We start from the raw sequence: 13,509 nt of genomic DNA, 5'->3' as shown, positions 1-13,509 counted from the left end.
ATCCCCCGGGTGGTCGATGTCGCCGAGGAGCGTGGTCGCGCGTGGCTCGCTCTCGGCACCGGACCACCGAGGGGCGAAGATCACCCGGAACGCCGCGCGTCCTGGGCGGATGTGCGGGCGACAGCCGCGAGACTTCTGCGGGTTGCGGATCCGGGTCGTCTCAGGCAACGGCAGTGGAGCTCGCCGATTCCAGCGTGGGGCGGTGTGCGGCATTGACGCGCCGGGCCTGCTCGAGTCGCTTCTCGAGGGTGACGATGCGGCAGGCGGCCTCGATGGAGGTCCCGCGGTCGACGAGTTCCCGGGCGCGGGCGGCGATGCGCAGCTGGTGGCGGGAGTAGCGGCGGTGTCCGCCGGCGGAGCGCTGCGGGGTGATCAGCCGGGCTTGTTCGACGGCGCGCAGGAAACTCGGTGTGGTGCCGAGGAGTTCGGCGGCCCGGCCGGTGGTGTAGGCGGGGTAGTGGTCGTCGTCGAGACGGTCGGGGTTGTCTGCTGTCATGGCACCTCTCTGTCGTGCGTGTGTGTCGCCCGTGGGGCATGTGGAGGGGCCCTGGTGCCGTTGGCACCAGGGCCCCGAAGGAACTGCTACACCATCCGCCGGCCCTGACACGGCGCCGGCCCGTTGTTACCGCAAACCCGACCGAACCGCGGTCGGGGGTGCGGGGATCGCGGATTCGTGACCGGAGACCACCTCACTATCGAAGTCCTCTGCGGTACCCGGGACCAAATTTCCGCCCGGGCGATCCCGATGGCGCTTCCACTCCCTCGTTGTTTCCTCTGTGACATCCACTGCGTACTGCCGGTACTGCTCTATCGGTTACTGCGTACTGCAACTGCTCTACTGCATACTGCCGGTGATACGTATTGCTCGGTGGCCTGTGACAGCGCCACGCTTCGGCAGCCGGCCCCGATCGCCCGTCCTGCGTCCGCTTGGCGTGGAACCCCACTGCCGAACCTCCCGGTGCGCGCGTCCGCAGCAGACGCCTTCACCGAGGTACCGCTCACCTACTCGACTGCGGGTATTGCCACTGCGTGAACCGCGGTACTGCTCTCCGGCGGCCCCGATCATCGCGAGCCACCCGGTGCGGCCGTCAGTCCCGTCGCCGTCCTGCGACAACCTGGCTTCGGGACTCCACAAGCGCACCGTTCTGCACCTGCTACTTCGGGTACTGCGTACTACGACTACGGGTACTGCGGCCGGCAGTTCGTCTCTGCCAGGCCCTTCCGTCTCTCTGGGCTACGACAGAAACCATAACCACACCGCCACCTGATGTCTACTCCGGTCAGCATAGATTTTCGCGTGGCCGACGGTGAGATAATCGACTTCGAGCAGCGATGGGGCGCCGATACTGCGGCGGCGCGGACCTCCCCTTGGAAGGCTCGGGCAAGGAGGCATGCAAGGCTCGGGCAACCTCGCCGGAAGCGGATGATTCGTGAGCGGGCGGCCGAAGGACGTCCGGCTCGGGCCGGGATGACCACCACCGGGAGCAGGCGGGCGACCGATCCGCGCACAACGGCACGCCCCGGAGGTCCGGGTGCCGAGGCCCGGGTGCGCACGACATCCCGGGGCGTGGCCGTCCGTCGGCTTCGAACACCGCCTCGCCCGGCGGCTGTTGGGCAGGAAGGCCCCGCCCCGCTTCGTCCGGTGGTCCTCGGTGTGCCGGCTGCCCGTGTCGCACATTCCCGGCCACGTCGAGGAGGCCGATCCGCCGGGCAGCGCGCTACCTCGGGAACGCCCGGCCCTGGGTGTAGCCGAGCATCGTGTGGTAGAGGTCGGTCCGACGGTCGCGTACCAAATCGTTGAGCCCGTTCCAGATCGGTGCGGAACGCGAGTCCACGACGTCGACGTCCGCGGTGAGGATGCGTTCCTCGTCGGGCCCCGCGATCTCGCCGATCGGCCAACCGTTGGTACCCGCGATCAGCGAGCAGCCGAGAAATCGTGCGTCGCGGTCGGTGCCGATGCGATTGGCGGCGGCGATGACCACGTTGTTGACATGGGCGGCGGTCATCGTCAGGTAGACCGCCATGCACCGACCGGAGGGATCGAACACCGGCGGCGGCGTCCAGACCCAGTTGTTGGCACTGCAGATGACGTCCGCGCCCTGCAGGGCGAGCAGCCGCGGCATCTCGGGGAACCAGATGTCCCAGCAGACGAGCAGACCGACGCGTCCCAGCGTCGTCTCGAACACCGGGACGCCCGTGTCTCCGGGGGTGAACCACAACTTCTCGGTGTTCCACAGATGGGTCTTGCGGTAGTGACCGATGTAGCCGTCCGGGCCGACCAGAACGGCGCTGCTGTACAACCGGACGCCGTCCCGCTCGGCGAGCCCTGCGACCAGGTGCACGGCGCGGTCGCGGGCGAACGCCTCCCACCGGCGGACGGTCTTTCCGGCCGGAACCTCCTCGGCATGCGCGTACGCCTCTGCCCTGGTCGCGAACGCGTATCCGGTGGCGCACAATTCGGGGAGCACGATCAACGTGGCACCGGCGTCGGCCGCCCGCCCGGCCAGGGCCAGGCCCCGCTCGATGTTTTCCTCGTGGTTGTCGACACCCACCCGCGCATCGCACTGTACGACGGCGATCCGGGCGGGACTGACTCGCCGATCGACTGCGCGCGGCGGTGCGGACTCGACGTGCGGCTCCGGCATGGGATACGTCTCCTCTCTCCGGCTGCGGAACGGGTGGACGCACGAGCGGCCCTCCTCTGCCACGCGCGGCGCTTCGGGCCGATCCCCCACCAGGACGGGCCGTCGCCGGCCCCGACTCCCCCAGCGCCGCGCCCCGCGTCGGCACTACCCGTCACATCCCAAACCCTAAAGGCGACCGTCCGCGACAAGTGTCGCTTTCCACAGATCCTCGGACACTTCCCGACCCGGACTACGCGGCCCGCGCTCGCGGCATCGACGCAGCCCCTGTGTCGCCGGTCCACACCCCACGAAGTGTCGTCGCCCAGGGTGGGGTGTCGATGCCGGCGGTGTTCTCGCTCCTCCGGGGGCGGGTGGGTTCGGCGCCGGCGGCCGCGGGCCGGACGGGACTCGGCCGTGTCCGTCGAGTTCGGTGAACCGCCCTCGTGGGGGCGAGGGTTCACGGAGGGCAGATCTCGGTCGGCAGGTGGTGGGGGAGGCTGGTGCGTTCGTCGTCGGTGAGGTCACGTCCCAGGACGGTGCACATGTGCCGCTTCCACAGGGCGGGGTCGAGGCGTAGCAGTTCCATGTGGCCTCCCGTTCCGTGGAGCAGTGTTCTGCCGTCCTTGGTGGCCGCCAGGAAGTGTTGGTTCTGCGCGAGTTGGTAGGTCTGTCGGTGCTCGGGGTCGTCCGCCTTCAGAAACTGCACGGAGCTGCCGTTGGCCAGGAAGAACCCGGTGCCCCCCGTGCCGCCCGCCAGGGATTCGTCGTTCACCGGCCCGAGTGGGCCCGCCACCTTCTTCGCCGGTTTCCCGGGCGGGGTCGACCACAGTTCCACCGTGTCGCCCGTGGTCAGCACGGCCACGTGGCGCCGATCGCTCAGGGGCAGGGGCGCGCGGAGTCCGTCGGTGAGGTGCACGCGCAGGTTTTCGTTCTCCTTGCCCGTTCGCAGGTCGATGGTGTGCATGTCCGGTTCGCCGGCCACGGCGACCACCACGTGGTTCGGGTCGGGGTGGCCTCTGACGGAGTAGTTCGGTTGGTCCTTCGTGGTGAGCCGGAGGTTTTTCAGGTCGATCGGCGGCGCGAGGGGGCGTGCGCTGCGGGCGTCCCAGTACTCGACGAGCGTGCCGGAAACCGTGAGGAGTCGATCCCCGTCGAGGAAGCGGTATCCGAGCAGGCCGGGTTGTCCGTCCCGGTCGGCGGGCGGCTCGGCGGTGGTGAATGCGCCCACCCGGCGGAGCGAGGGCAGAGCGCGCACGGTGATCAGATTGCGGTCGGACACGTCCGCCATCAGCGTTTCGGTGCCGTTGACCACGAGGTTCTGTGACGCGTCCGCAGGGATGCGGGCATCGATCCCGACCTCGGCGAGGGTTCGTTGGGCGCCCTCGGTCTCCATGACTTTCACGGTGTCGTCGCGGTCTCCGGTGCGGATCGCCATCGTGGCGCCGTCGCCGAGCAGCTTCGGTCGGCTGTTGACGGTGAGGCCTTCCGTCCTCGTCGTCTTCCATGCGGTCACGGAGTTCTCGCGTTGGGTGACCAGCATGGGATCCTGTGGGGTGCCGAGGAGTGGCAAGGCCCGATCCTTCGGACCCAGGGGCTCGCTCCAGGGGACGTGGAATCGCTGCGCGCGACGGTCACCGCGGGTTTCGAGGAACTCCCAAACGTCGAACGAGGCGGTGCCCACGGCGACGTGTTCACCCTTCGCGTCGACGGCGACGTTTCGGCACAGGTCGTCGGTGTTGTGGCGGCGCAGGATTCGTCCGTCCGCCACGGCGATGGCCTGGTAGTGGGCTTGGAACGACGGTCCGGGTTCGGTCTTGGTCTGCTCGCAGACGACGGTTACGGCGCCGTCCCCCGACACGTGGTGATGGGTGACGTCCGCCGCCAAGCGGCGTGTTGCGCCGGTGCCGATGTCGATCGCCACCATCGCGCCCGGCGCCGCGTTCGACCCCGTCATCTGGCCGGCCACCAGCGTGTTGTCGTCGGGACCGAACCACACCTGTCGGAGATGGGCGATCTTGGTCGGCAGTGTCCGCGGCTGTCCCGTGTCCAGGTCCCACACCTGCACCGGTAGTGGTGACATCGCCGCCGACACCCCCACCAGCCGACGGGCGTCCGGGGAGAAGTCCATGCTCTTCTCGTTGCCGTCGGGGCGCTCCCGAAGGGTTCCCCGAAGGGGATGCGCCGGCCCCACCAACCGCTTTCCCGAGGGGGTCACATCGTGCCAGACCACCACGTCGTCCACGCCCCGGACATAGGCGATCCGCCGCCCGTCCCGACTGACCACGGGCGTCGCGAGGCCGTCGAACAGGCGCAGTTGCTCCTGTCGGACCTTGCCCTGGGTGGATCGGACGAACAGGCTCGCGCGGCCCGTCTCGGTCGTCACGAGCGTCACCGCGCCGTCGGTGCTCATGGCCGTCGAGCGGATCTTCCCCTCGACACCGAACAGGATCCACGCCGTGTCCCTCAACCCTTCGTAGCGGCGCAGCAGGGCGTTGCGGGCTTCCTGTGTGGGTGCGGTCTCGTAGGCGGCCAGGGCAGCGAGGGCGGCGTGTCCGGGGTCGACGTTGGTGAGTTCGTCCGATGACACGGCGAGGGTGCGGGAGCGTCCCTCGGCCTGGCGTCGGGCGCTGACCTGTGACTGTTGGGCCAGGAAGGTACCCAGGGCGGCGACCAGGGCGAGGATCAGGGCCAGCGTGATCCACGCGACGCGGGCCCGGATTCGTCGCGTCTGTCGGCGTCGGCGGGCGAGCGCGAGGAAGTCCTTTTGGTCCTGGGCCAGTTCCGGTTCGCGCCCGCGCAGCCTGGCTTCCAGTGCGGCGAGGTGGAGGGGGCCGGGCAGGAGGTCGGCGGGGCGGTTCGCGTTGTGCCACCTTGCCAGGTCGTGGTGCACCTCCGCGCGCGCGGCGAGGAAGTCGGCGTCGGCGCGGACTCGTTCCGCCAGTGTCGGCCATACCCTGATCAGCGCCTCGTGGGCGAGTTCCGCGCTCTCGGGCCGGCCGTCGCCGCCGTGGAGGACGAGCAGGCGGTGGGGGTGGTCGGCCAGCGCGCGAGCGAGGCCCCAGGCGTCGTCCCCGGCCTCCGCGCGGGTCAGGGCGCGGCGTAGCGGGGCCTCGGCTCCCGGCAGCACCCGGACCAGGCCGGTCAGCAGCCTTTGTGCCTCCGCTTGGTTCGTGAGGCCGACGCATGCGTGCCATGCCCGTTCGGCGTGGTCGCGCAGCGCCCCGGAGACGCCGCCGAGGTCTTCGTAGGTTGCGGCGCGCAACCTGCCCGCGTTGCGTCGTTCCCACAGTTGTTGCAGGACGAAGCCGAGGAGGGGCAGGGTCCCGGGTTCCTCGCCCGCGTCGTCGAGGATGCGCCGGACCAGCCCGGGGTCGTAGTCGACGGCCGGGACGCGGGCGAGGGGTTCGGTGATCACCGTGTGCAGCTGGTCGCGGGTCATCGGGGTGAGCGGGAGTGTCGTGCCGCGCCGGAGGGCGGGGCCCAGGCGCGGATGGCTCAGGGCGGCGTCCATGAAGTCGGCGCGCAGGGTCACCAGGATCCGCAGGCCGGCCGGCGGGTGTTCGGGGAACAGCAGCGCGATCGTCTCGGCGAGTTCCGTCTCCGGGGTGTTCAGCAGTGCCTCGGCTTGGTCGAGCACGACCAGCAGCCGGGCGGCGGGCCGGCCGGTGGCGCGGTGGAGGGCGTCCACGAGCCCCCACTCGCGCAGCCAGGCGTCCACCCGGTCGGCGCTGTCGACCGGCGCGGGTCCGTCACCGTCCGCGGTGGCCGTCGCGAACAGCTCCGTCGCCAGCGCCGCGCGGACGGATCCGACGCGGCCGGCGTCGACCACCAGCACCACGTGGCCGGCCGGCCGCAGCGCGGGCACCACGCCCGCGAGGGCGAGGGAGGACTTCCCGCAGCCCGAGGGCCCGCAGAGCGTGACGCTCGGCGGATCGCCCCGCAGGGCCGCGATCACCCTGTCCACGTCGTCGTCGCGCCCGAAGAACACCTCGGTGTCGGCCTCCGTGAAGGTGGCCAGGCCCCGGAAGGGGGACGCCGGGCGCAGTACGGGGGCGAGTTCGGGGATCTCGCGCAACAGGGCCCGGGTGCGCAGGACGAACGCCTGCTGGGCCTCGCGCGCGGGCTGGGCGGCGACCATGAGGCCGACCGCGGCGCCGAGGTCGTCGTCCCAGACGGGGCTCCCGCTGAAACCCGGTCTGACATGCGCCGCTTCTGTGGTCGTGCGGGAGAGTTGGACCCAGCCGCGGCCGGTGGGGCCGCTGAAGGTTCCCCGGTGCCAGATGCCGTCGGGGTGGTCGTCGGTGAAGCCGACCACCCGGGCCCGGTGGTCCCACACGCTCTCGGCGTCGGCCATCGGCAGCGGAACGGCGCCCGGGAGGGCGTCGCGTAATCGCAGCAGGGCCGCGTCCCCGCTCTGGTCCGCCCGGATCGGCACCCACCGCAGTACCTCGGCCGGCGACTTGGGGATGTCACCCTCGTCGTCGGCCAGCGGCAGGTCGACGACGACCTCCGCCCCGACGTGCACGGGGGCGTCGCGGGGCAGGTCCAGGACGTCGGAGACCACGTGGGCGCAGGTGAGGACCAGGTCCGGGGCGACGAGGAATCCCGCGCCGCCGATCGTGCCGTCCGCTCCCCTGACCCGCACCACCGCCGACACGAGCACCGCACCCGGCTCCCGCGCTCCGTTGCCGCCGTCCTTCGCCACCGTGGGCCTCCCCCGTGAACGCGACCCGGCTCCGGGTCAGTTCCCTTGCGTCGCTTGTGGGCCGTTCGCGGGCGGTGCCTGGGCGTCGCGTCGGTGCCAGGTCATGCCGACGGAGAAGTTCGCGGCGACGGACGACCCGGCGATGAGGATCCTCGCGTCCGCGGACAGTGACATGCCGAACTGCAGGGTGGCCTCGTCCGGCGGATACGCCATCAGGCGGCACTGCTCGACGAAGGCGTTCGCCACCGGACGGATCACCCCCAGCATCTGCCCGAGCGTCTCCTCCGCCCGCCCCACCGAGCGACCGCCCCGGCCGACACGCACCAGGCTCTCGTCGACCTCGTTCACCTGGACCCGGACGACGTCTTCCCCGTCGCCCAGGGGCACTTCGACGATGTGGGAGGGCGAACGCTCGCTCATCGCGCCACCCCGCCGTCGAGGTGCGCGCACGCCACGAGAGCACCGGTCGTCCCGGCACACCGGCCGCCCCTGCCTCGGAGGCAGGGCTCGTGGTGTCGAAGGCGGTGCGGTGTCGAAACGAGGGACATGGGGCTCCAAATCGACAGGGCGAAACCGCCCCGCGAAATCGACCGGACGGAACGGAGGTTCACCGCGATCGTAACGACGCACAGTCGTCGGGACTGCCCGTTTCCGCCAGGTCACACAACAACCCGAACGAAGCCCCCACCGACGGCCGTCGCGTGATGTACCAGATACCGACACCACCTTGCGCCGGTGCCGGTGCCGATGGTTGTCAAAATCGTGTTCGAGTACAGGCTCACGTATGCGTGGCGTAGGGAACCACCCGGTGGCGCAGAGAGAATCTCCATCGTCGTGGAGAGGCCGGTCCGGTTGTCTCGCTGCCGGATCGACATGCACGACGTGACTCGCCGGCCGGCGGCGCTCGACCTCGCACGATGAGTGAGCGGGCGGCCGCGGCACGTAGACCTGCCCGGATGCGGGCGGCGAACGCGCGGCCGATGCCCCGAGTCCGAAGGCTTTGCCGCAGCCGGGTGGTCACCTTCGACCGGGTGGCCGGGACGACTTCGAGCAGGCACCGGAGTCGGTGGCGTCGAGACCGATCTCGCGCTCGCGGCAGGCGCAGCGGGTCGCCGGTTCGGTCCCCGCAGGCGTTCACGGTCATCATCGCCGCTTTGCGGGGCCGATGGGTACAGGCTGCCGGCGTGGTGAGTGTGATGGGCCGGGCCGTGAGGGGCGGCACGGACCGCCCCTCGATCCCGGCAACTCAGGGTGCGTGTCCCCGCTCCTGCGGTGCGCCCCAACTCGGCCAGGGTCGCGGTCCGGCCGGGATCGGCGTGCAGGAGATCGGTGACGGCGCGCAGACGGTCGTCGCGCGGTTCGGGCAGGTGCAGGGACTGCTCCGGAGTCTCGGCAAGCTCGTCACTCGGCCCGGCCCACCTGGACGCCGTCGCCGTGGTCGAGGTGGCGGTGCGACTCCCACGTATGACCGCCCGGCCGCACCTCGCGCCCCAGCCGCGACGTGCTGACGGCATACGGCGGCTCCACCTCGCGCGTCTGGCCACCGCCCGACCTCGTGACCTGCTGCACGGACCGCACTATACCGGCGGCAATTTAGGGTCCCCTTACCCCTCCCGGCCGGGCTTCGCCGCGGATGCCGGTTCCATCCGGCCTGCCGCGCGACCTGCACGACGCCGGGCGGACCGTCGAGCCGGACGCTCGGGGAGCCGTCCGGCTCGACGGCGGTTCAGGCACCGGTCGAGCGGCGGGTGAATCGCAGGGTGACCAGCTCGAAGGGGCGCAACTTCAGGCGGATGGCGCCGTCCGCCACGAGTTCGGGTCCCTCGCTGTCGGCGGCCCGGCGCTCCAACAGGTCACAGATGGCGACGCCGGCATGGGGGAATCCCGCCGTCAGGCGCGTTTCGGCACGGCCGCCTCGGGCCTCGTAGACCCGCACGACGACGTCGCCGCTCTTGTCGTCGGCGAGCTTGACGGCGCTGACGATGACCGCGTCGTTGTCCATACCCACCAGCGGTGCGACTTCCGTATCACCCGGCATGCGGCGCTCGGGCAGGTTGATCGCGCAACCCTCGCGGACGGCGTCGCCGACGCCGGCGCCGGGTACCAGCGCGTGCCGGAAGCGGTGCGTTCCCTGGTCGGTCTCCGGGTCGGGGAAACGCGGCGCGCGCAGGAGCGAGGCACGCACCGTGGTGGTGGTGCCGTGGTCCTCACGCACGGTCCGGGTGACGTCGTGGCCGTAGGTGGAGTCGTTGACCAGTGCCACGCCCCAACCCGGTTCGTCGAAATGCAGGAAGCGGTGGTTGCACGCCTCGAATTTGGCGTGCTCCCAGCTCGTGTTGGTGTGTGTCGGTCGGTAGAGGTGTCCGAACTGCGTCTCGGAGGCATAGCGTTCGGTGTGGATGTCGAGGGGGAATGCCAACTTGAGGAACTTCTCGGTCTCGTGCCAGTCGACCTCGGTCTCGATGTCCAGGCGCTTGGCACCGGCGGTGAGCGTGAGCGTCTGGACGGCCTTCGAGGATCCGAACGAACGATCCACACGGACCGCCACGGCCTCGTCCGTGTCCAGGGTGATCGTCACTTCGTCGGCGTCGGTCAGGTCGGTCACGGTGTTCCGGTAGAACTTGTCGACGTCCCACGCGTCCCACATGTTCGGGAAGTCCGGGTGCAGTTGGAGCAGGTTGCCGGGCTGTCGCGGAGCCAGCGACTCGCGCCCGGCGGCGATGTCGTAGACCGACGTCACCAGCCCGCGCTGGTCCACGGTCACTCGGATCAGTCCGTTGTCCAGCACGAATCCGCCGTCGTCCCGCGTGGAGAGACTGCACCCGGCCGACCCGACCGAGGCCCGGCTGCCGGCTCCGGGGGCGACACCGCCGCGCGTGTGCGGTGCGGCGTTGAACACGATGACGTCGCCGGAGGCCGGATCGCCGGCCAACGCACGCTGTGCCGCATCGATGATGGTGTCGAGTTCGGCGGCGACCACCGCGTATGTCGCCTCGGCCTCGCGGTGCACCCACGCGATCGACGAGCCCGGCAGGATGTCGTGGAACTGATGCAGCAGCACCGTTTTCCAGATTCGGTCCAAAGCCTCGTACGGGTAGGCGTGACCGGTTCGTACCGCGGCGGTTGCGGCCCACAGTTCGGCCTCGTGCAGCAGGTGTTCGCTGCGTCGGTTGCCCTGCTTGGTCTTGGCCTGGCTGGTCAGTGTCGCGCGGTGCAGTTCCAGGTACAGTTCGCCGACCCACACCGGCGGGTTCGCATATTCGGCCTCCGCTTTGGCGAAGAAGTCCGCGGGTTTTTCCCAGACGACCTTCGCGGACCCCTCCAGGTCGCGCATCCGGGCGGCTTTCGCGATCATCTCCCGGGTGGTGCCGCCCCCGCCGTCGCCCCAGCCGGTCGGGGCCATCGAGTGCCTGGCGACACCCTTGTCCTTGAAGTTGCGCGCCGCGTGCGCTATTTCGCGGCCGTGCATCGAGCAGTTGTAGGTGTCGATCGGCGGGAAGTGCGTGAAGATTCGTGTTCCGTCGATCCCCTCCCACAGGAACGTGTGGTGGGGGAACTTGTTGATCTGGCTCCATGAGATCTTTTGGGTCAGCAGCCATTTGCTGCCTGCGGCCTTGATGATCTGCGGCAAGCCGCCGGCGAACCCGAACGTGTCCGGCAGCCAAACCTCGTCGTTCTCGATGCCGAACTCGTCCAGGAAGAATCGTTTGCCGTGGACGAACTGCCGCGCCATGGCCTCGGAGCCGGGCATGTTCGTGTCCGACTCGACCCACATGCCACCGGTCGGCACGAAACGGCCTGCGGCGACCGCCTTCTTCACGCGGTCGTACACCTCCGGCCGGTGCACCTTGACGAACTCGTACTGGGCGGCCTGCGACATCGTGTAGACGAAGTCCGGTTCGTCGTCCAGGAGTGCGGTCATGTTCGCTGTCGTCCGGGCGACCTTGCGCACCGTCTCCCGCAGCGGCCACAACCAGGCCGAGTCGATGTGTGCGTGTCCCACTGCGCTCAGTCGGTGCGCCGACGCGGTGGCCGGCACGGACAGGACCCCCAGGAGCTGCGACCGCGCCGCGGCGGCTGTGCCGTTCACGTCCTGCAGATCGATCGCGTCCAACGACCGCTCGATCGCCCGCAGGATCTCGTATCGGCGCCCGGAGTCCTCGGGCAGTTCCAGCATGAGTTCACCGAGCACCTCGAGATCCTGCACCAGGTTCCACACGTCCTCGTCGAACACCGCGAGGTCGATCCGCTGGAGCCGATACTGCGGCTCGTCCCCGGAGGTCTCCTTCTCGCCGAGCGGGGTCGGCAGGAAGGGGTGGTAGTCGAGCACGACCGGGTTGGAGGCGGCCTCGACATGCAGCAGCACCTCTTCCCCACCGACCGCCGGGGCTGCGATCCGTACCCACTGATTGCGCGGATTGAGGCCCTTGACCGGGGTGCCGTCCGGCCGGTAGACGAGGCCCTCGCACTGGAATCCGGGCATGTTCTTGTCGAAGCCCAGATCGATCAGCGCCTCGACGGTCTTCCCGGCCCATGCGGTGGGCACGGTCCCGGAAACGGTCAGCCAGCTCGTCCCCCACGGCGCGCCCCACTGCGCCCCGGCTTCGATGGGTGTCCGCGGTGCGGCCAGCCCCTCGGCCACCGGCACCGGCTCGCCGGGCGCGACCCAGATGCCGATCCGGAGAGGCACCGACTCCGGGTAGATCGCGGGTATGACGCGCTCCTCCAGGACGCGCTTGAGGCGGCTTTCGACCAAAGACCGGTCATCATGCATCGCTGCGGCTCCAAAAATCGGTGGCGGCTGTGTGGCCGGGGGCTGGGCGGGCGGGTTCGGTCGGCGGCGGGTCGGCAACGGTCAACGTGCCGTGACATCCCCCACCCTCACGATCTCGGTGATCCCTCGGGCGTCCAGGTGGGTCTGATCCCCAACACGCTCGGCCAGCACGGTGGCGGGCCGCACGCCGTCTCCGGCCAGGCGCATGAACGCTTCGAAGTACGCGCCGCCGGGGCCGCAGGTCGAGCGCGCGGTCACGGTGTCGGGGAGGTCGAGGACGAGGGCGGTGGTACGCGGCTGCGGCCCGTGGCCGCGCCGGCGCACCTCGTCGACGATCTTGGCGATCTCCAGACCGGCCGGCTTCGGCTCCCGGTGGTGCGTCAGCAGTCCGAGGCTGTATTCCACCTCGGGAAAGTCCGCCAGCGCGCGGTCGATGTCGTGCGAGCACCACCACGTGACACCCCACAGGTCTTCGCAGTCCAGAGCGTTCTCGATGGTCTTGCGGGTGAAGTCGGCGGCGTCCGCGGCCGCTATGTGAGGCGCCGGGGCGCCGACCTCCTGCAGCCACACCGGCCGGTGCGCATCGGCCGACCATGCCTTCGACAGTTCGATCAGGTACGCGGCGTGCTGGTTCGACGCCGTCGACTTCGCGCCGTAGCGCTGCGCGGTGCCGTTGAAGACCCAGGAATGGACCGCCGTGGCGGCCCCGATGCGGGCCGAGTGGGCGGGGGTGAAGGGATGGTCGTCCAGGTACCAGGCCGCGTCGTAGGAGCAGTGCAGGTGGAACCGGCCAGGCGCTCCGGTCTCGCATGCCTCGAGCATGCGCTCCAACCATGCCGCGGCCTGCTCGGAGCCGATCCGGTCCGGGTCCGGGTGCGGGTCGCCGGAGAACTGGTTGGTCTCGTTGCCCAGCGTCATGCCGAGGAAGTTGGGACGGTCCGCCAGGGCCGCTGCCAGGGTCCGCAGATACTCCTCCTCGCCGGACAGCGCCTGCGGGTCGGTGAACATGTTGCGCCGGTGCCATGTCCGGAGCCACGAGGGTTGGAAGTCGAAGCTGGACAGATGCCCCTGGAGTCCGTCCACGCTCACGTCGAGCCCACGCTCGCCGGCCGCGTCCGCCAGCGCCACCAACTGCTCGACGGCACGCGGCCGGATCAGCGTCCGGTTCGGCTGGAACAGCGGCCACAGGGGGAAGACCCGGATGTGGTCCATCCCCAGCGCGGTGATCGAGTCCAGATCCGCGCGCACGACGTCCGGATCGAAGTCCAACCAGTGGTGGAACCAGCCGACGCTGGGGGTGTAGTTGACACCGAAGCGCGGTGTCGTCGAAGTGGCCGCGGGAGTCGGCGCGGTGCGGGCTGCGGGCCTTGCTGACCCTGGAAAGACGTGCCGGGACTCGGGCATGG

At 70.1% G+C, this 13,509-nt stretch carries 7 protein-coding genes and 1 pseudogene; all 8 read right to left on the bottom strand.

Annotated elements, in window-relative coordinates:
- Positions 1 to 160 precede the first annotated feature (160 nt).
- Positions 161 to 496, bottom strand: coding sequence for a MerR family transcriptional regulator (locus ACFZBU_RS35935; protein WP_391587932.1), 336 nt, complete (start codon positions 494 to 496; stop codon positions 161 to 163).
- A 1,222-nt stretch (positions 497 to 1,718) separates the two neighbouring features.
- Positions 1,719 to 2,645 carry a nitrilase family protein gene (locus ACFZBU_RS35930; RefSeq protein WP_391587931.1) on the bottom strand — a complete coding sequence of 309 codons (927 nt, stop codon included), beginning with the start codon at positions 2,643 to 2,645 and terminating at the stop codon, positions 1,719 to 1,721.
- Between the two features lie 436 nt (positions 2,646 to 3,081).
- The gene (locus ACFZBU_RS35925) at positions 3,082 to 7,329 is read right to left on the bottom strand and encodes a trypsin-like peptidase domain-containing protein (protein ID WP_391587930.1); all 4,248 of its coding nucleotides are present in this window, start codon (positions 7,327 to 7,329) and stop codon (positions 3,082 to 3,084) included.
- 36 nt (positions 7,330 to 7,365) lie between these two features.
- On the bottom strand, positions 7,366 to 7,749 hold the full coding sequence (locus ACFZBU_RS35920) for a CU044_2847 family protein (RefSeq protein WP_391587929.1): 384 nt from the start codon (positions 7,747 to 7,749) through the stop codon (positions 7,366 to 7,368).
- A gap of 824 nt (positions 7,750 to 8,573) precedes the next feature.
- Positions 8,574 to 8,732 (bottom strand): annotated as a pseudogene (locus tag ACFZBU_RS35915) (AraC family transcriptional regulator); the annotation flags it as partial.
- Positions 8,731 to 8,898 carry a hypothetical protein gene (locus ACFZBU_RS35910; protein WP_391588062.1) on the bottom strand — a complete coding sequence of 56 codons (168 nt, stop codon included), beginning with the start codon at positions 8,896 to 8,898 and terminating at the stop codon, positions 8,731 to 8,733. The pseudogene ACFZBU_RS35915 and the gene ACFZBU_RS35910, both read right to left, overlap by 2 nt.
- A gap of 157 nt (positions 8,899 to 9,055) precedes the next feature.
- Positions 9,056 to 12,103: an alpha-mannosidase gene (locus tag ACFZBU_RS35905; RefSeq protein WP_391587928.1), complete on the bottom strand. Its 3,048-nt coding sequence runs from the start codon at positions 12,101 to 12,103 to the stop codon at positions 9,056 to 9,058.
- Positions 12,104 to 12,184: 81 nt separating this feature from the next.
- Positions 12,185 to 13,507, bottom strand: coding sequence for a glycosyl hydrolase (locus ACFZBU_RS35900; RefSeq protein ID WP_391587927.1), 1,323 nt, complete (start codon positions 13,505 to 13,507; stop codon positions 12,185 to 12,187).
- Between the last annotated feature and the right edge of the window lie 2 nt (positions 13,508 to 13,509).

Origin of the sequence: Embleya sp. NPDC008237 (genome assembly GCF_042956465.1) — a bacterium.
Taxonomy (GTDB): domain Bacteria; phylum Actinomycetota; class Actinomycetes; order Streptomycetales; family Streptomycetaceae; genus Embleya.
This window is presented reverse-complemented; position numbering and strand designations above follow the sequence as displayed.

Excerpts from the sequence above, each read along its gene's own strand:
- ACFZBU_RS35935 (WP_391587932.1), bottom strand. The coding sequence starts at position 496 with ATGACAGCAGACAACCCCGACCGTCTCGACGACGACCACTACCCCGCC.
- ACFZBU_RS35930 (WP_391587931.1), bottom strand. The coding sequence starts at position 2,645 with ATGCCGGAGCCGCACGTCGAGTCCGCACCGCCGCGCGCAGTCGATCGG.
- ACFZBU_RS35920 (WP_391587929.1), bottom strand. The coding sequence starts at position 7,749 with ATGAGCGAGCGTTCGCCCTCCCACATCGTCGAAGTGCCCCTGGGCGAC.
- ACFZBU_RS35905 (WP_391587928.1), bottom strand. The coding sequence starts at position 12,103 with ATGCATGATGACCGGTCTTTGGTCGAAAGCCGCCTCAAGCGCGTCCTG.
- ACFZBU_RS35900 (WP_391587927.1), bottom strand. The coding sequence starts at position 13,507 with ATGCCCGAGTCCCGGCACGTCTTTCCAGGGTCAGCAAGGCCCGCAGCC.